This window comes from Anaerotruncus sp. AF02-27 (assembly GCF_003465835.1).
GTDB lineage: Bacteria > Bacillota > Clostridia > Oscillospirales > Ruminococcaceae > Anaerotruncus > Anaerotruncus rubiinfantis.
The window spans coordinates 110,789-128,151 of the sequence record NZ_QSBX01000010.1 but is presented as its reverse complement, the minus strand read 5'-3'; the positions used below and the strand labels follow the sequence as shown (position 1 = coordinate 128,151).

13 protein-coding genes are annotated in these 17,363 nt (G+C 55.4%); 7 read left to right on the top strand and 6 right to left on the bottom strand.

Going from position 1 to position 17,363, the window contains the following annotated elements; translation table 11 throughout:
• Nucleotides 1-389 (bottom strand): PAS domain-containing protein (locus tag DWV16_RS10010; protein ID WP_158572843.1); only part of this gene is annotated, 389 nt, incomplete at its 3' end.
• Between the two features lie 335 nt (nt 390-724).
• On the opposite strand from DWV16_RS10010, the gene DWV16_RS10005 reads away from it, so the two are divergent.
• The 4 genes from DWV16_RS10005 to DWV16_RS09990 are packed head-to-tail and all read left to right on the top strand — an operon-like array spanning nt 725 to nt 4,962.
• Nucleotides 725-1,843, top strand: a complete 1,119-nt coding sequence (locus tag DWV16_RS10005) for a mandelate racemase/muconate lactonizing enzyme family protein (protein WP_118479043.1) — start codon at nt 725-727, stop codon at nt 1,841-1,843.
• A gap of 34 nt (nt 1,844-1,877) precedes the next feature.
• Nucleotides 1,878-3,446, top strand: coding sequence for a BCCT family transporter (locus DWV16_RS10000; protein ID WP_066458712.1), 1,569 nt, complete (start codon nt 1,878-1,880; stop codon nt 3,444-3,446).
• The gene (locus DWV16_RS09995; protein ID WP_066458714.1) at nt 3,443-3,790 is read left to right on the top strand and encodes a UxaA family hydrolase; all 348 of its coding nucleotides are present in this window, start codon (nt 3,443-3,445) and stop codon (nt 3,788-3,790) included. The genes DWV16_RS10000 and DWV16_RS09995 overlap by 4 nt, the downstream gene beginning before the upstream one ends.
• Entirely contained in the window at nt 3,787-4,962 is a 1,176-nt protein-coding gene (locus DWV16_RS09990) for a UxaA family hydrolase (protein ID WP_118479041.1), read from the top strand. Before DWV16_RS09995 ends, DWV16_RS09990 begins: the two co-directional genes overlap by 4 nt.
• Before the next feature lie 99 nt (nt 4,963-5,061).
• Here the strand turns inward: DWV16_RS09990 and rpoN are convergent, their stop codons facing one another.
• Nucleotides 5,062-6,408 (bottom strand): RNA polymerase factor sigma-54, encoded by a 1,347-nt coding sequence (gene rpoN / locus DWV16_RS09985; protein WP_118479039.1) that lies wholly within the window; start codon nt 6,406-6,408, stop codon nt 5,062-5,064.
• 432 nt (nt 6,409-6,840) lie between these two features.
• Nucleotides 6,841-7,668 carry a Cof-type HAD-IIB family hydrolase gene (locus tag DWV16_RS09980; RefSeq protein ID WP_118479037.1) on the bottom strand — a complete coding sequence of 276 codons (828 nt, stop codon included), beginning with the start codon at nt 7,666-7,668 and terminating at the stop codon, nt 6,841-6,843.
• Nucleotides 7,669-7,796: 128 nt separating this feature from the next.
• On the opposite strand from DWV16_RS09980, the gene DWV16_RS09975 reads away from it, so the two are divergent.
• Nucleotides 7,797-8,618 carry a putative RNA methyltransferase gene (locus DWV16_RS09975; protein WP_066458726.1) on the top strand — a complete coding sequence of 274 codons (822 nt, stop codon included), beginning with the start codon at nt 7,797-7,799 and terminating at the stop codon, nt 8,616-8,618.
• Nucleotides 8,618-9,121 carry a 4'-phosphopantetheinyl transferase superfamily protein gene (locus DWV16_RS09970; protein WP_118479035.1) on the top strand — a complete coding sequence of 168 codons (504 nt, stop codon included), beginning with the start codon at nt 8,618-8,620 and terminating at the stop codon, nt 9,119-9,121. The genes DWV16_RS09975 and DWV16_RS09970 overlap by 1 nt, the downstream gene beginning before the upstream one ends.
• 227 nt (nt 9,122-9,348) lie before the next feature.
• Here DWV16_RS09970 and DWV16_RS09965 read toward each other — a convergent pair whose 3' ends face one another.
• From DWV16_RS09965 to DWV16_RS09955, 3 genes are all read right to left on the bottom strand, one after another.
• Nucleotides 9,349-13,128 carry a diguanylate cyclase domain-containing protein gene (locus DWV16_RS09965; RefSeq protein WP_066458728.1) on the bottom strand — a complete coding sequence of 1,260 codons (3,780 nt, stop codon included), beginning with the start codon at nt 13,126-13,128 and terminating at the stop codon, nt 9,349-9,351.
• Nucleotides 13,129-13,511: 383 nt separating this feature from the next.
• A complete protein-coding gene (locus DWV16_RS09960) occupies nt 13,512-14,798 on the bottom strand; it encodes a serine dehydratase subunit alpha family protein (protein ID WP_118479033.1) in 1,287 nt (428 codons plus the stop codon).
• A 36-nt stretch (nt 14,799-14,834) separates the two neighbouring features.
• Nucleotides 14,835-16,328: a Na+/H+ antiporter NhaC family protein gene (locus DWV16_RS09955; protein ID WP_341472912.1), complete on the bottom strand. Its 1,494-nt coding sequence runs from the start codon at nt 16,326-16,328 to the stop codon at nt 14,835-14,837.
• 269 nt (nt 16,329-16,597) lie between these two features.
• Here DWV16_RS09955 and DWV16_RS09950 point away from each other — a divergent pair, with 269 nt between their 5' ends.
• Nucleotides 16,598-17,284: a transcriptional regulator gene (locus tag DWV16_RS09950; protein WP_118479031.1), complete on the top strand. Its 687-nt coding sequence runs from the start codon at nt 16,598-16,600 to the stop codon at nt 17,282-17,284.
• The last annotated feature ends 79 nt before the right edge of the window (nt 17,285-17,363 follow it).

The following is a 17,363-nucleotide window of genomic DNA, read 5'->3' as shown; positions in this document are numbered from 1 at the left end:
AGCTCCCAATCATTGCGGAAGATATGAGCTTGAGTTTGGACAATGATACGCATATTGAAGCGGATTTCGTTGTTCTCGTCGAACAGCGGAACCGCGATGGTGAGCAGCTCGCTGCCCACGTAGGTTTTCTGTTTGATGGCGTAGGCTTTTTTCTCCCGGTAGATGATGGGAAGGATGGAGGGGCCCCACCAGTCGTTGTTGACAAAGTCAAAAAACGATTTGCCGATCATCTGGTTGGGGGTACAGCAATAGTGGCGCGCGCAGGCCTGGTTGATATAGACGATGTTATAGTTGCCGTCATAGATCAGCAGCTCATCGTACATCGCGTCGACAATGGAAAAGAATGTGTCAAAGTCCATCCCGTGGATATGGTCGGAATATTTTGGCATAGAACGCACCTCCCCAAACTGATTTGCTTCCATTATATCAAAAATAACGAAAAAGGAAGCGGGTTGGCGGGGAATTTATAAAATATTTGGCGGAAACCCGTGCGGAATCGGCCGGGGTGAATTCATATCAACTCAGAAATTCGGAGAATGTTCGCGCGGCGAGTTGAAAAAAACTCATCAATTTGTAAATTCCGGTGAAAAGCCCTTCTGGAAGATTATCTGTTGATACAAAAATGCGGAAAAAAATCCGTCGAAAAAAGTTGGCACGCAATTTGCTTAAATCAATGGGCGAAAGATTTTTATTTCACCACAAAAGGAAGATGGAGGGATTTGGCATGAAAATTACCGATGTGGAGGTCATCTGCCTGCGCGTACCGGCCTTTGACGAGCCTTGCGAATGGGGGGATGACGCGTTCATTGTGAAGGTGCACACCGACGAGGGAATCACCGGGATCGGAGAGAGCGACACCTCGCCGATGGTGGCCCGCGCAATGATCGAGGCGCCGGAATCGAACCTTTACAGCGGCGGCCTCAAACGCCTGATCATTGGGGAGAACCCGCTGGAAATCCAGAAACTCTGGGACAAGATGTACTGGGCCAGCAACTACAACGGGCGCCGGGGACTTGGTATCCATGCGATGAGCGCGGTCGATATCGCGCTGTGGGATATTGCGTCCCAGTATTACCGCACGCCGATCCATATGCTGCTCGGCGGGAAATACCGCGATAAAATCCGTGCTTACGGCACCTTTATCCCGGCGGATACGCCGGAAGAAAACCGTGTGCTCGCGGCGGATCTCAAAAAACAGGGCTTCACCAGCCTCAAATTCGGCGGCGGCATCCTGGGGGACGATCCGGACACCGACGAAGCGATCGTTGCGGCGGTGCGCGACGAACTCGGTGAAAATTTTGAGATGCAGATCGACATCGCGACCAAATGGCGCACCTACGGCGCTTCCGTTTCGATGTTCAAACGGATGGAAAAGTATAACCTCAACTGGATCGAGGAGCCGATCCTGGGCGATGACCTCAAAGGCTATGCGAAGCTCTCCGGCATGTGCGGCATCAAGATTTCGGGCGGCGAAAGCCTGACCACCCGCTACGAGTTCAACGACTTCCTGCGCGGCGCGCAGCCGGACATCGTTCAGCCGGATATCACCCGCTGCGGCGGCATCAGCGAAATGCGCAAGATCTACGACCTGGCTGAGATGAACGGCACCAAGCTGATCCCGCATGGATTCTCGACCGGTATCCTGCTGGCGGCGACGGTGCAGTTTTTGGCCTCCACCGAGCATGGAGACCTGATGGAATACAGCCAGAGCACCAGTCCGCTGTTCACCGGCCTTGTCAAGAACCTGATCCCCTTCGAAAACGGTTATGTCACAGTCCCTGACTGCATCGGGCTTGGGGTAGAACTCGACGAGGACATGATCGATAAGTACAGAATGGCTTAAAAACCGGATTTGAGGAAGAAAGAGGAGATTGATTATGACAAAGAAACTGGATAAATTGCTGATCGGCGTCAGCCTGGTCGTCGTCTTTGCGGTCGTGGCATGCCTTTATGTCGCGCCGGAGGCGTCCCAGAATGTGGCGAACGGCATTTTCGGCACTCTGACCGACATGTTCGGTTCCCTGACCCTGATGTTCGCATTTTTCGGCATTCTGCTGCTGGTGGGCGTATCCTTCAGCAAATACGGCAAGATCAAGCTCGGCGACGGAAAGCCGGAGTATTCCACCTTTAAATGGGTCGCCATGATGATGTCCTGCGGACTCGGCTCCGCGACCTGCTATTGGGCGTTTATTGAGTGGGCCTATTACATCGGCACCCCGGGCCTCGGCATCGACCCCGGCTCGCAGGCGGCTTTTGAGATGGCTGTCCCATACACCATGTTCCACTGGGGCATCAGCGCCTGGACACTTTATGCGCTGGTCGGCATCCCGGTCGCCTACCACTTCCATGTCCGCAAAAACAAAGGACTGAGCCTGTCGGGCATCGTCAGCGCGATCACCGGCCTCAAACCGAACGGAATCGTCTGCCGGATCGTCGATGTGCTTTTCATCTTCATCTGCTTCGGCGGCCTTTCGATCACGCTGGGCGTTTCGGTCCCGCTGGTCACACAGGTGCTCTGCTCGGTCATCGGCATCCAGCCGACCTTTGTGATGAATATTGTGATCATCGTCGCCCTTTCGATCATCTATTCGCTGTCCTCTTACATTGGCATCCAGAAGGGGATGGCGAAGATCTCCGACTGGAATCTCAAGCTGGTCATCATCTTCGTGATCGGCGTGCTGGTCTGCGGACCGACCCTCTTCATCATCGGCAACTTCACCCAGTCGTTCGGCCTGATGTTCCAGAACTTCATCCACATGAGCCTCTTCACCGACCCGATCGGCAAGACCGGGTTCCCGGAAGCCTGGACCATCTTCTACTGGCTCTATTGGATCACCTATGCGCCGTTCACCGGCATCTTTATTGCGAAGGTCTCCAAAGGCCGCACCATCCGTTCGGTTGTTGCGAACACCCTGATCTCCGGCAGCGTCGGCTGTTTCCTCTACTTTGGCGTGCTCGGCAGCCTTTCGCTGCACCGGCAGATCAATGGCATGGTCGACATGGTCGGCATGCTGGCAAATGGGGAAGATACCCTTGCGATTGTCCAGGTGATGCGTTCGCTGCCGTTTGGGGCGGTCTTTATGGTGATGTTCTGCATCAGCTCGCTGCTCTTTTTGGCAACCACCCTTGACGGCGCGGCCTTCACAATGGCTTCAACCTCCAGCCCGGGACTTAAGAACAGCGAGGACCCGAATCCATTCCTGCGTCTGTTCTGGTGCATCATGCTTTCGCTCGTTCCGCTGACTATGATTCTGATCAACGCAAACCTCAACACCATCAAAACCTGCGCAATCATTACCGCAACCCCCATTATTTTTGTCATGCTGCTTCTGCTCTACGGCTGGATGCGCTGGATGAAGAAAGATTACGGCAGAATCCCGGCCTATAAGATGGAGCAGATGTTCCTGGATGAAGAAGCAGCGGAGGAGGCAGTCAAGGAAGGATGAAACGTTTTATTCGTATGAATGAAAAGGATATGGTTGCCACCGCTCTGGAGGATACCCATAAGGGCGAAGAAGCCGGCATCCACGACGCGGACAACAATTTCCTTTGCAGCGTCACCGCGCTGGAGGATATCCCCTTCGGCAACAAGATCGCGCTTACGGGCGCTGTGCCGGGAGACCGGGTCGTCAAATACGGCGCGGTCATCGGGGAATGTACCCGCGCGTTCCAGAAGGGGATGCTGGTGCATGTCCACAATGTAAAAAGCCTGGCGGTGGATATCCCGCCCGCCTTCAAAAAAGAGATCATGCGGCAGATGCATATCACGGTCGAGGAGGATGGGAAATGAATTTCATGGGATACAGACGCCCCGACGGATCGGTGGGCATCCGCAATAAGCTTTTGATCGTCGCGGTGGACGAATGCTGTGAGGGGATTGCCCGCGGCATCGCCAGAAAATTTGACGATGCGGTCGTGCTGACCAACTGGTACACCTGTATGCTCGGCGGCAATGAGGAAACGTTCAACCAGATGATCGCCGTCGGCAAGAATCCGAATGTGGCGGGCGTGCTGGTGGTGGCGATGGGCTGCGGAAGCATCCTGCCCAGCCAGGTCGCGGACCCAATCGCCGCCACCGGGAAACCGGCCGATACCCTCACCTGCGAGGAGGTCGGCGGCACCCGCAGAGCGGTGAAGATCGGCATCGAGAAGCTGCAGAAAATGCAGGACTACGCCGACAGCCTCACGCGGGAACCGTTCCCGATGAGCAAGCTGGTGGTCGGCGTGAAATGCGGCGGCAGCGACACCTCCTCCGGCATCGCCTCGAACCCGAGCTGCGGCGCCGCGCTCGACAAGCTTGTGGATATGGGCGCCATCTGCATCGGCGGCGAGCTGTTTGAATTACAGGGCTGTGAAGAGATCCTCGGCCGCCGCGCGGTGAACGCGCATGTGGCCGAAAAGATCAATACACTGATTGCGAACGAGCGCATCCGCTGGAGCGTGGAGGGAACGGATGTTGAAACAATGAGTATCGGCAATTCGGTCGGCGGACTTACCACCATCGAGGAAAAATCCCTCGGCGCGCTGCACAAGACCGGCTCCCGCCCGATCCAGGACATCCTGCAGATCAACAAGGATTTCATCGACCGGCCGGAGAAGCCCGGCTTCTACCTTTCCGAGGTGACCATGCTCTGCGGCGGCGCGGGCGTCAACTACGCTTCGCTTGGCGCGCACATCATCCTCTGGACAAGCGGCGCGGCGGGCTTCTCGAACGCTGTTGTTCCGGTCATCCGGGTCAGCGGAAACCGCGACCTCATCAATGAGGACATCGATATCGACGCAACTGGTATCATGGACGGAACCGATGGGGTGGACGCGGTTTCCAACCGGATCGTCGAAAAGGTTGCGGCAGTTGCGAGCGGAGCCCCCACCGCGATCGAGGGGATTGGGGACTCAACGATGACCCTTTATCAGAAGGATCAGCGGCTTGAAACCGTTCTGTGCCTCAGCTGCGCGAAATAGCCCCTTCCCACCCAGCACAAAAACGACCCGGACGCCGAAGCGTCCGGGTCGTTTTCATAGATTCGATCAGGGGCTTTTTCTGACCGCCTGCCTTATGGATTATCCGCGCCGCTGTGCGGCGGGCTGGATGCCGAGTGCGTCGCGGTATTTTGCAACCGTGCGGCGGGAGATTTCAATTCCATCCCGCGCGAGCAGGTCCGCCAGCTTCTGGTCACTGAGCGGATGCGCGGGATCTTCCGTTCCGATCAGTTCACGGATACGCTCGCGCGCATCATGCGCGCTGACCGCTCCTGAAGCACCCTCCACGCCCTGTACAAAGAAATGCCGCAGCGGGTATACCCCATGGGCGCATTGCAGGTACTTGTCCCGTACCGCCCGGCTGACGGTGGATTCGTGCATACCGATCATTTCAGCCACATCCCGCATCCGCAGAACGTTCAGATACCGTGGGCCGTAACGGAAGAACCGCTCCTGTCGTTTGACGATCGTCTTAGTCACGGCAAGCAGAGTCGCATTGCGGCTTTCGATACATTTTTGAATCCAGGCGATTTGGCCGAGCTTATCCGCCAGATAGTCGGCAACCTGTTTGTCGGAGGTTTCCTTCGCCATTTTGAGGTATCCTTCGTTAATGGTGATCCGCGGATAGGAAAATTCGCACAGCAGAATGTTGTACTGATCCTGGAAACTGGTGACGACCACATCCGGCGTGATGTAGGCCGGGCGTTCAAACCGGCAGTAAAGGCTGCCTGGCTTGGCATTCAGCCGCCGGATACGCCGGATTGCCCCGGAAATTTCCTCCGTACTCACCCCAAGCGTTTTTGCAAGGGCATCCGTCCGGTTTTTTGCGACCTGCTCCAGAAAATCGGTCACAAGCCGCCGCGCGAGCGTATCCTCCGGCGCGAGCTGCAGCCGCAGGCATTCGGCGAGGCTGCGCGCGCCGACACCGGCCGGCTCCAATTCCTGTACAGAGGCGACCGCGAGCGCGAGCGCTTCGGGCGTGCAGGGGACTTCGGCGCAGATTTCGCCATCCGGCACCTTGAGGTAGCCGTTTTCGTCGAGGCAGCCAATAACATACCGCACCACCGGAAAAAGCTCCGGCGTGCAGTGAACGGCAGCCTGTTTCATCAGGTGGTCGGAAAGGCTTTCCTCTTCGACGGAGGAAATCTGCGGCTCAAGCGGGGAGTCGTCCTCCTCATAGTACCCGGTGTTCTCCCGTTCACGATGGGTCTGGCTCTCGAGCCACTCCAGCTTGCGCAAAGCCATCTGGCGGCGCGATTCAGCTTCGTCCTGCGCATGTGGGAAATCGAGCTCCGCCACTGGGTTTTCGAGCGCCATTTCCTTGAGATACTCCGCAAGCTGAAGCCCATCCATCTGCAGGATACGTGTGGAAAGCTCCACCTGCGGAGCCAATACCTGTTTTTGGGTCTGTTTGATGGAAAGATCCATCCCATCGCCTCCTGTAAGGGTTTTCCTACTGACAATGCTACTATATGGCCGGGAGATTGTCAAATAGAAGGCGAAAGGATGAAGGAAATAGCTGCTTTTGACGGCTGAAGAATAAAACCTGCAAAAAAGCAGCCGCCACAAAAGGCAAGCTGCTTTTTTGCAGAAAGAAAAGAAGATATGAAGGATTAAAGAGGAGGTCAAACAGTTAATGAGGAAGAAATCAAAAAGACGCCCACGTCAAAAGGGTTCTGTACCTTTCACCGCAGCGCCTTTGCCAGGTCGTTTTATTCTCTTTAGGATGGTTTTATTATAGATGAAAACAGGAGGAAAGTCAATCCGAAATGCAGGATTAATTTTCAAATCATGCAAATTTGGGGAGATCAGACGTATTGGACAAAAGATAAAAATATAATTTGGCTGTTTTCACCAATACTAGAGCAGGAACTTTTCAATCGCCTGCGCAACGCCGTCCAAATCGTTGCTGCCAGTGACATGGTTTGCGGCGGCTTTCACATCATCAGGGGCGTTTTCCATCGCGACGCCGATCCCGGCGAACCGAAGCATGGCGAGATCGTTGCCCGCGTCGCCGATCGCCATCACGTTTTCCGCCGTGAGCCCGAGATGTTCGCACAGATGCAGCAGGCCGTCCGCCTTGCTGGAGGTGACGTAGTTGATTTCCGCATTCTGCTTGATCGAAGTGGTCGGCATAATCTCGGGAATGCGCCGCAGCCTGTGCCAGACTTCGTCGAGCTGTTCGCGCGGGATGAAGGGAAAATTGAACTTCTCGACGTCCACGTCCTCGCGCAGAATGAATGCGTTAAAGCCGTCGATGGGCCGTTCGCTTGCCGTCAGCATCGCTTTGCGGTCGGGACTGATGTCAAATCCGGCCATCAGGGGCGCGAGCGAGCGGTCGACATAGGAATATCCCCGGCAGTACGCTTCAATATAGAGCCGCAGATCGGAAAAAGTGTCGATCAGCTTTTGGATAACAGGCTTTGGCAGCGGATTTGAATAGATGACGCGGTCTTCGGTAAGATCGGTGACCGCCGCCCCGTTCGAGGTGAGCGCGTAACGCAGCCCGCCGATAGCAAGCATCTGTTCTGGGATGCGCACCCGGGTGCGCCCGGTTGCGATCACCACGTCGACGCCTTTTTGAATGGCCGCTTCGATTGCGGCGCGGTTCCTGCCGGACAGAGTCCGGTGGTCGCTTTTCAGGGTGGTGCCGTCCATATCCAGTGCAAGAAGTTTGATGTCCATCATTTTGATTCCCCCAACTTTTCAGCATAAAATGATGATACCATACAAAACGGATGCAGGCAAACTGAAATTGACGAAACCGGGCAAGACTGGTACAATAAATACAATTCTGAGGAAACTGGGGGACAAACATGTTTATCTGTCCGGTTTGCAAAGGGCCGCTCGACCGCGCGCAGCAGGCTTTCCGCTGCCCGCGTGGTCATTCCTACGACCTTTCGGCACAGGGCTATCTCTACCTGTTGCCGCCGAATAAAAAGAACAGCCAGGACCCGGGCGACAACGCTGAAATGGTACGCGGACGCACCCGGTTTCTTGATACCGGCTGTTATGAGCCGCTTTCCGATGCGCTGAATAAGATGCTCGCCGGCCGCTGCAAAAAATCCCCGCGCATTCTTGACGCCGGCTGTGGGGAGGGTTACTACGCCGCGCGCCTTTTTGCGGCGCTTTCTGCCGCTGGGAAGGAGCCTTCCCTCATCGGTGTGGACATCTCGAAGCGGGCTGTCAAACATGCCGCCAGACGTTGCCCGCAGGCGCGGTTTGCGGTGGCGAGCCTGTTTGAGCTGCCGGTCGCATCTGGCTCGGTGGATTGCTGCTACAATGTCTTTTCCCCCGTCTGCGCCGGGGAATTTGCCCGCGTACTCACGCCGGGCGGGCATTTCGCAGCGGTCTATCCGGCGGCACGGCATCTTTTCGGGCTCAAGAAGATCCTCTACGACGCGCCCTATGAAAATCCGGAAAAAACATTTGAACTGCCGGGTTTCGAAATTCTGGAACGCAAACGGATCAGCTACACGTTTTCACTCGAAGGAAACGAACTGATCGAAAGCCTCTTTTCGATGACGCCGTACTATTATAAGACACCGGTGGCAGGCTGCGAACGGCTGAAAAGCTGCGAACGCCTTGCGACCGAAGCCGACTTCTGGCTCATCGACTACGTGAAGAGGGACGTCTGATGGAAAATGCCGTCTACTTCGCGCGCACTGGGGAAACCGATCTCTCTGCCGCGGCGCGCCGCCTGTTGGCGGACGCGCTTGGATTTTCTCCGCGTATTGAAAAAGGCGCGCATGGAAACCCGTTTTTGCCGGCGTATCCGGGCATTCACATCAGCATTGCGCACACGCGCGGCGCGGTTGCCTGCGCGGTGTTTGACCGGCCGGTTGGGATCGACCTAGAGCGCCCGCGCAGGATAAATCCCGCGCTTGCAAAGAAATATTTCACCCCGGCGGAACAGGCATATGCTTTGGACGCGGAACAATTCATTGAGGTCTGGACCCGCAAGGAGGCGTGGCTCAAACGGGAGGGTGTAGGGTTCGCATCCGTGGCTCCGGTTTCCTCGATCGAAACATGGGGAAACCCGGAAATCGCAACTTTTTGCATCGAAGGCTTCACGATTTCGGTTTGCGCCGCGCCTCCGCGGTTTGTGTTTGTGCAAACGTGCCTCCCCCAAAACGATTGAACGGCCAAAAGTCCAATGGAAAGCAATTGGAGCCTGTATCGATTTATGGTTTCATCCTGTTATTGATTTTAATGTGATGTTCCTGCAAAAAAGCCGGGCAAGGGTTTAACCCTTGCCGGCTTTTTTGCATTTGGCCTTATAGGCCGCTCCTTATGCCACCCCTCTTAGGGGTGGTTATGACTGGATTTGAGCGTGCTGCGCAGCTGAATTCACAGCGGCATCCGCCGTCATTTTTTCAAAAGCGCCGGAGAGCCGCCGACTGAATCCGTGTGGTTTCTAAACTTTGTGATATCGTGGCATGCCAGCAGGCATGCTTCCTGGCCGCCCCAGCGGATCAGAGTGGCGTCCGCAAGGGACCAGATATGCAGGATCGGGTTATAGACCTCCAAAGTCCGGTTGCGGATTTCCCGAATTCCCCGGGCAGGGCAATTTTCGCAGGGGGCATCCCGGTGGAAAAATGCGCTGTGGCAGGGCGTGCCGAGCTGTATGTTGGGAACCGTACGAAGAGTTTTTGCATTGACGTAACGCAGAGCGAAGTTGTCCGGATCAATCACGTAGATCCAGGAATTCTGCTCATCCAGGATCATGCGCAGGTCTCGCGCGGTTGCGAGCGCACGGTCCTGCGCGCGCATTTTGAGCAAAAAGGTGGACAGCAGCTCGGAAATGAAGGTCAGCGCGTTGATCTGGCTCTGGGTCCACATCCGCAGGATGGTACAGTCGTCAAAGCCCACAAACCCGACGAACTTCCCGGCGTCCCGCACCGCGCACTGCAGAAGAGAACGGATTCCCTGCGGCGCAAGGATATCATACTGCGCTTTGGACAGGGTGGCAATGTCGCGGCAGTAAAAGATGCCGTTTTCATCAAAATTTTCGTGATAGTTGTTTCCAAGTTCCTCATAGGTCACATGCTGCAGGGAATCGATTTCCGGATGCACCCCATCGTTGCACCATTCAAACGTATTCCGGCACCAGGAGCCGTCTTCGAAATCTTCAAAGATATATGCCCGGCTGACATTGTATTTGCGACCGGCCATCTCAAGGATTGCGTTGATCGCCGTTTCGATGTCGCCGGACTCGTAGAGCAGTTTGAAAGCCTGTGGGACGATGCCGTCAACACCGAAATCATCCGTGTCGTCCGATTCAATCCGGGTGCCCGCGGCATAAACCTGCTGTGCGCTGAGTCCGAAGATTGTGGACATTGTCGCGTTGTTGTAGAGCGCAAACTGATCTTTGCCCTTCAGTTTGGCCTGATAAAGCGCCCGGTCGCAATGTTGGAAAAGCGCCTGAAAATCAGTGCCGTCGTCCGGGCAGCGGGAGATGCCGACGCTGCAGGTCAGCCGGTTTTCACCGAGCTCAACCTCGAATACGCCGCGATAGGCTTGGATGATCTTTTCGGCCTTGTCGATCAGGAACGTTTCGTCAGATGCGTACGTCAGGAAAACCAGGAATTCGTCCCCGCCAAACCGTGCGACGGTATCCCCCGCGCGGAAGAGCAGTTTCAGGCGGGAAGCGGCTTCCGCCAGTACGGCGTCCCCAAACATGTGGCCGTGAGAATCGTTGATCTGCTTGAAGTTATCAAGATCAAGCAGCAGCATCGCGAAGCGTTCTGATGTGTCCCGATGGGCCAGCGTATCCTCGATGATTTCGCGGGCGGTGTTTTTCGTATAGAGCTTGGTGAGCGCGTCCCGTTCGGCTTTGTCGGACAGTTCCTGTGTACGGCGTTTTTCCGCGTCAATATCAATAATGACGCCAACCGCTTTCAATGGCTTTCCCGCGTCATTGAACTGCGTGGTCGCGCGCAGGCGGCACCAGAGGTACCGTCCGTTCTGGTCAGCGATGCGTATCTCGGCTTCCCCGTAGGGAGCTCCTTTGATCACACTTTCCATCAGCTTCTGGAAGGCTGGGAGGTCGCTTGGGAAGATATGCGAGGCGGTCTGCATCTGTGCGCTGCTGGATACCGGCCGGTATCCGAATTTTTTGATCCAGTTGGGGGAATAGGTGACCAGATCCTGCGCGAGATTCCATTCAAAAATGATGTCGTTGGTCTGATCCTGGATAATCTGATACCGTTCCATGCTCAGGCGCAATTCTTCCTGCGCCGCTTTGATCTGAGTGATATCGGTCAGGACGCAGTTGAGATATTCGCGCCCGTCCTGCGCCGAAGCAAGCTGGCATTTTTCCAGAACCCAAACAACCTGGCCTTGTTTGTTCACAATCCGATACTCCAGACGCTGGGTGCTGCTGGCGGAAAGCTGCGCGAGAAACTCCCGGCGCACATACTGCTGGTCGTCGGGATGGATCATTTCGATGTACCGGTTGTGGAACCGGTCGCTGATTTCCTGCCTGCTGTAGCCAAACAGGGTGGTAAAACCGTCGTTCATATAGGTCATGGTGAACCAGCGGTCATTGATACACTGCTGTACCCCGACCTGCAGCTCCTGCGTCAGCGGCGCACAGGCTGTTTCCGTTTGCATTGCGGGGGAGCCGGCGGGCAGATCCAACGGGCTCCATACGATGAGGATCTTATGGCGTTTGGGATTGTCGATGTCAACGCGCAGCGAGGTGCCTTCGTACCAGATATACTCGCCGGAGGTACGATGAAATACCCGGTATTTACGGGACTTTTTCATCAGTCCGCTCACAAAAAATTCCTCGATTCCTCCGTCGAGAATTCCAAGTACTTCCAGCCGGTCATCTGGATGGACGGCATGCTCCGCAAAGGCGCGCATCGACTCCTCAAAGGTGCCGCCGGAACGGAGATCCTGGAAATCGTCGTTCTGCTGGTGGATCAGATGGTAGATTCCGCTGTTCATGTCCACTTCCAGAACGGTGGCTCCAATATAACGCAGCATGGCAAGATATTTCATCTGACCAAGTTCAGAGGTATTCTTGATATTCTGGTATGGGGCGGGGGAGTTGGATATCAGCCGCTCCGTAGTCGTCTTGAGCGTATTGCCGTCCGCGTAGTTGCAGGAAAGCTCATAGAATTGTTCGCGTACGTTTTTCAGGCTTTCCAAAAGCATGGGGGAAAACGCGCCGCACTCCCCATTGAGGATCATGGTCATCGCCCGTTTCGGCGGGATCGCCTTTTTATAAACCCGATCGGTAGTCAGCGCGTCGTATGCGTCGGCGATTCCAACCGCCTGGGCATAAATGGGGGTGTTATCCCCTTTCAGTCCATCCGGATATCCGGCGCCGTCCCACCGCTCATGGTGATACCGGCAGATATTATAAGCGTACAGCAGATATTCCTTATCCCCCATCCGGTCGAGGCCCGCAAGGATCTCACAACCCTTCACAGTATGGGTCTTCATCACCTCAAATTCCTCCGGCGTGAGCCGCCCCGGTTTGCTGAGGATGGTATCCGGAATGGAAATCTTGCCGATGTCGTGCAGGGCGGCGGCCTCCGCGATGACGCTGACCGCATGTTCATCCAGATCGTATTCAGGACAGCAGCGCATCACATTTTCGAGCAGGACCTTGGTGAACATGCGGATGCGCAGGACATGCTGGCCGGTTTCGGCGCTGCGGTGCTCGATGACGGAAGAAAGGGTGTCCATGATGACGTCGCGGGATTCCCGCAGCTTTGTCGCCTGCTCTTCCACCATTTCCTCCAGATGTGTTTTGTGGCGGTTGAGATCGACCGCATTCTGCACTCTCCGGCGGACCACATGCGGCTCGAACGGTTTGATGATAATATCCGCGGCGCCAAGATCGAAAGCACGGACTTCGTTTTCGGTTGAATCCTCAGAAGTGATGACAATGATCGGAAAGTTGTCCATCAGTCCGTTCTGGGACATCTCCGACATGACCTGATAACCATCCTTGAGGGGCATCACCAGGTCGAGCAGGACTGCGGCCAGCGAATGCCGGTACTGTTTGATGAGCAGCATGGCCTGCTCGCCGTTTTCCGCTTCCAGCAGATTGTATTCCGGCTCGAAAAGCGCACGGAGGATTGCCCGGTTGATCTCCATATCGTCAACGATCAGAAGCGTATCCCGGTTCACTGCATCCCCCTCCTTGTTCCCAACTTCAAAAATAGACCCCATACCGGCGAGCGGGGAAAACTCCCGGATAGGGCGGTTTTTTCTATAGAGCGGCAGCTGTTCATCGCCGGGATACCTCCATTGCCATAAACGCTGGCATCAAATTGCAATGGATTACAAAACAAACCTTTCTGTCAACCAGAGGATTGGAAAGCGAGAGGTTGTGTAATGCCATTTCCATATATCATACAGTATACTATATAAAATCCAGACTCACAACAACAAATTACGACATATGCGGAACCGAATTTTTTGTGGCAAGGTCGAAAATCCAACACAGAGCGGAAAAACAAACAGCCGGGCATCTCCATGTGAGACACCCGGCTGCCCTGATGAGGGAGGAACTATTTCAACTTGCTTTCAAAGATTTCAACAATGGTCTTTTCGGTGCCGACCATACCAGGCGAAGCGATGAGACCCATATGCTTCATGGTGAGTTCCGGTGTCCTGCCGTTGATGCCGTGCACGTCGAAGATATAGGTGCCATTCATGGCCAGCTCGACCGACTTGAATGCCGCGTCCACCGCCACAATCCCCTTCATGGTGCATCCCTGGTTGCCGCCGTCGCAGATCATGCCGGTGATGCTTGACGCCATGTTGTTGATCGTGTGGGTCATCTGTTCGACCGTGCCGTCGCGCAGGAACACCAGCGCGCAGGCCATACCGGTGCCGGCAGCGATTGCGCAGCCGCAGAAAGCAGACAGGCGGCCGGAATATTCCTTAATGTACATGCAGACCAGATAGCTCAGCGCGGTTGCGCGCAGCAACTTCTCCTCCGGCAGGTCTTGGGCCTTGCATTCGGCATAGAGCGGCATGGTGGCGATGATGCCGTGCGCGCCCGAGCCGGTGATGCTCATGGCGGGTTTGTCAAGCCCAATGACCCGCGCTTCGATCGCCGCGTTGCAGAGCAGCTGGGCGGTCTTGAGCGCGTCCTTCGAAAAGACCTCGTCGCCGTTCATCTTCTTGAGATAACGCGCGAAGGTGGTACGCGGATTCGCGAGCCCCTCTTCGAAGAGCTCGAGGTTCACTTTGTAGGCTTCGCGGATGAACTCGATTTCGGAAAAGGGTACGGTTTTTGCATAATCGACCAGCTGTGCGAGGGTATAGCTGTGGATCTCATGGCCGCCGCCCGGCTGTCCGTCGAGATTTTCCGCTTTTTCCGCTTCCTTCTCGAATTCCACCTTGCCGTTTACGAGGATGCGCACGATATTGGTGTGCGCGTCGCGGATAGTGACGACGCATTCGTCGGTGGCGGTCTTGACGGTGGCCTCAATGAAGATATCGGAGGTGATTCCGGAAAGCTGGACGGTCACACGCCCTTGATCCACCAGCTTTTGGGCTTCAGCATTGTCCTCCGGGGTGACGTTCGCGAGCGATTCCAGACCTTTTTCACAGTCTCCGGCGACAACGCCAAGCGCGGCGGAAAAGATGTTGCCGACCTCGTTTGAGTTCGGAATCCCGCAGGTGAACGCATTTTTATACATGCCGGAGTTCATTGCGACCGAAACGCTTTCGATCGGGCCTTGGGTGTAACTGCGGGCCTTGGCCGCCGCAAAGGCAATGGCGCCCGGCTCGGTGACCCCCAGCGCTGGCTTCATATCGTCCTTGATCAGTTGTGTGAGTCGATTCATGGCGAAAACAACCTCCTTAATTCTGTCGTGTCCCGGTTATTTTCCCGCCGGGGCTTTGCCTTTTGCTTCTTCTTTGACAATCTCACCCTTCGGGCCCTCAAACATCCGGCCCCAGCCGATGATGCAGGCGACCAACGTCACAACCCAGATTGCCCACGGATAAAAAGCGGTGAAGAGCATGTCGGTGGGCGCCAGCTGCGGCAGGAATGGGTAAGTATCCTTCATGGACGAAAGTCCGCCGAGCAGCAGAAGCACACAGCCGCCAAACGGGGCAAAGAACGGGAAGGAACAGATGGTGGTCGCGAGGATGTTTGCGCTGCGGTAGGGATGCAGGTTGTTTTTGCGGCCGATCGCGTTGACAAACGGCGCCACACAGATGTTTGCGATGGTATTGATCGCCGCGATCAGGATGCCGAAGATCGAAGAAAGCGAGAAGATTGCCAGCTCGGCGCCACGCGGGGTCTTGATGACCGTGTCGTTGAGCCAGTTGACCGTCTTTTCCATGCATCCGCTGCGCACCAGCAGGTTGCCCATGGAGACGACCAGGATGAGCAGGATGGAAACGGTGGTCATGCCCGCGATACCGCTTGGGATCGCGCCGACGAGCGCGCCGTCCTGAATGGCGACGATCGCGGAGAAATCAAACAGTCCCGCGCCGAGGCCGATGATGATGGCTGCGAGGATGCCGACTCCCAGCGATGCGAAAATATTGACGCCGCGCACCGCAAGGATGATGACGATGACGGTCGGGATCAGCAGGAGCAGCCCGGCCGGCATCTGATACTGGGCAAGCAGGCTTTCCGCTTGTGCGGCGTCCATGACGCTACCCGATCCGCCGAAGATGAAGAACATCACGGCGGCGATGACCCCGCCCACAATGACAAGCGGCGAACGGGTCCGGACCGTTCCGCCGATATCCGCGGTGCCGTCTTTGTTGTTATACTCCTGACTGGTGGCCGCGATGATGGTGGTGTCGGAGACCGGTGCCAGGTTGTCGCCGACCGCCGCGCCGGACAGGATCGCGCCCGCCAGAACCGCCGGGTTCGAGCCGAGCAGGATGCCGGCCGGATAGATGATAAAGCTCATGGTCGAAATGGTTCCAAATCCGGAACCGGTCGCCATGGCGAATACGGCTGAGAAAATGAAGGCCGCGACGGTGAAGGCGGCGCCGCTCATATGCAGCTTGACGCTCAGCCAGACGAGCCCTTCCACAATGTGGCCGCTTTTGAGGATGTTGCCGTAGATGCCGACAACCAGCCAGAGCATGACGGCTGTCATACCGACCTTTGATCCGAGACCCTCCAGGATGACGTTCCAGTATTCCTCCAGATCCTTGACAAACAACATGCCGACGAGCAGTCCGATGACGCCCGCGCCGATCATCATGTTCAGGTCAGCCGCATTGACGAAAGACAGGGCAATTGTGATAACGATGAAGATTGCGAAGGGAACCAGCGCGAGAAAGCTGCTGCCTCTGAATTCCAGATTTTTTTCGTCTTTCATGGTTACTCTCCTCCTCTTTGTTGTCAGGTGGCGGATAGGTTAACGCTTCACCTCCCAACGCCTAATACCACCAATGCTATGTCAAAAATATAAAAAACATAAATAAATGTTGATAAAAATTGTTAAATAAGTTTAATTCAAATACAGTATAGCATTGAAATTATCACATTGCAAGAGATTTTATCAAAACAATAATTTTTTATCGCAAAAATAATTTCAGGATCTTTTCTACTTGCTATCTGGATTCACAGGTGTTATTCTGGAACTATCTGAACGGTCATGGAAGGAGGATTTCAATGAAGGACCAGGAACTAATGCAGGTGTTTGTCCCGCTTGTGGATTTCCTCGCGGAGGTCTTTGGAGAAAGCTGCGAGGTTATCCTGCACGATCTGTCAAATCCGGAGCATTCGGTGATCGCGCTGCGCAACGGACATCTTTCCGGCCGCGCAATCGGCAGCTCTATGACCGATCTGGCCTTTCGGGTTTACAGCGAAAAGCAGTATGAAGGGGAGGACTTTTTGGCCAACTACCGTGGTTATTCCGGCGGAAAAACTTTTGTCTCCTCCACCTTTTATATCAAGAATGAAGGCCGGCTGATCGGGATGCTCTGCATCAACAGCGACACCTCTCAGGCATCCGAACTCCGGGATATTTTTAACCGTTTTATGCGGCGTTTCGAGGTGCGGGAGGATCTTCCGCATGTCGAGGAGAACCTTGGGAATCCAGTGGTTTCGATGGTGCATTCACTGATCGATAAGGCGATTCAGGAAGCGGGGATCTCGCCCGCGCGCATGACCAAAGCCGAAAAGGTTCAACTGGTACAGAAGCTCAACGCGCAGGGCATCCTGCTGATGAAAGGAGCGGTTGCGGAAATTGCCGAGCAGCTTTCCATTTCCGAACCGACCGTTTACCGCTATCTGAATGGGTCGTCGTCCGGTGTAAAGAACCGCCGTGCCAGCGGGGTGAATGAACATCGCGAATGATCCGCGGGAGATGCTGCGCCGGATGGGAATCCCTGTTTGTGGCAATGAGGCACCGGTGACAGACAAAACAAAACCCCCC

Coding starts and splice junctions, on each gene's coding strand:
- DWV16_RS10005 (WP_118479043.1), top strand. CDS start 725: ATGAAAATTACCGATGTGGAGGTCATCTGCCTGCGCGTACCGGCCTTT.
- DWV16_RS10000 (WP_066458712.1), top strand. CDS start 1,878: ATGACAAAGAAACTGGATAAATTGCTGATCGGCGTCAGCCTGGTCGTC.
- DWV16_RS09995 (WP_066458714.1), top strand. CDS start 3,443: ATGAAACGTTTTATTCGTATGAATGAAAAGGATATGGTTGCCACCGCT.
- DWV16_RS09990 (WP_118479041.1), top strand. CDS start 3,787: ATGAATTTCATGGGATACAGACGCCCCGACGGATCGGTGGGCATCCGC.
- rpoN (WP_118479039.1), bottom strand. CDS start 6,408: ATGGATCTTTCCATCAAACAGACCCAAAAACAGGTATTGGCTCCGCAG.
- DWV16_RS09980 (WP_118479037.1), bottom strand. CDS start 7,668: ATGATGGACATCAAACTTCTTGCACTGGATATGGACGGCACCACCCTG.
- DWV16_RS09975 (WP_066458726.1), top strand. CDS start 7,797: ATGTTTATCTGTCCGGTTTGCAAAGGGCCGCTCGACCGCGCGCAGCAG.
- DWV16_RS09970 (WP_118479035.1), top strand. CDS start 8,618: ATGGAAAATGCCGTCTACTTCGCGCGCACTGGGGAAACCGATCTCTCT.
- DWV16_RS09960 (WP_118479033.1), bottom strand. CDS start 14,798: ATGAATCGACTCACACAACTGATCAAGGACGATATGAAGCCAGCGCTG.
- DWV16_RS09950 (WP_118479031.1), top strand. CDS start 16,598: ATGAAGGACCAGGAACTAATGCAGGTGTTTGTCCCGCTTGTGGATTTC.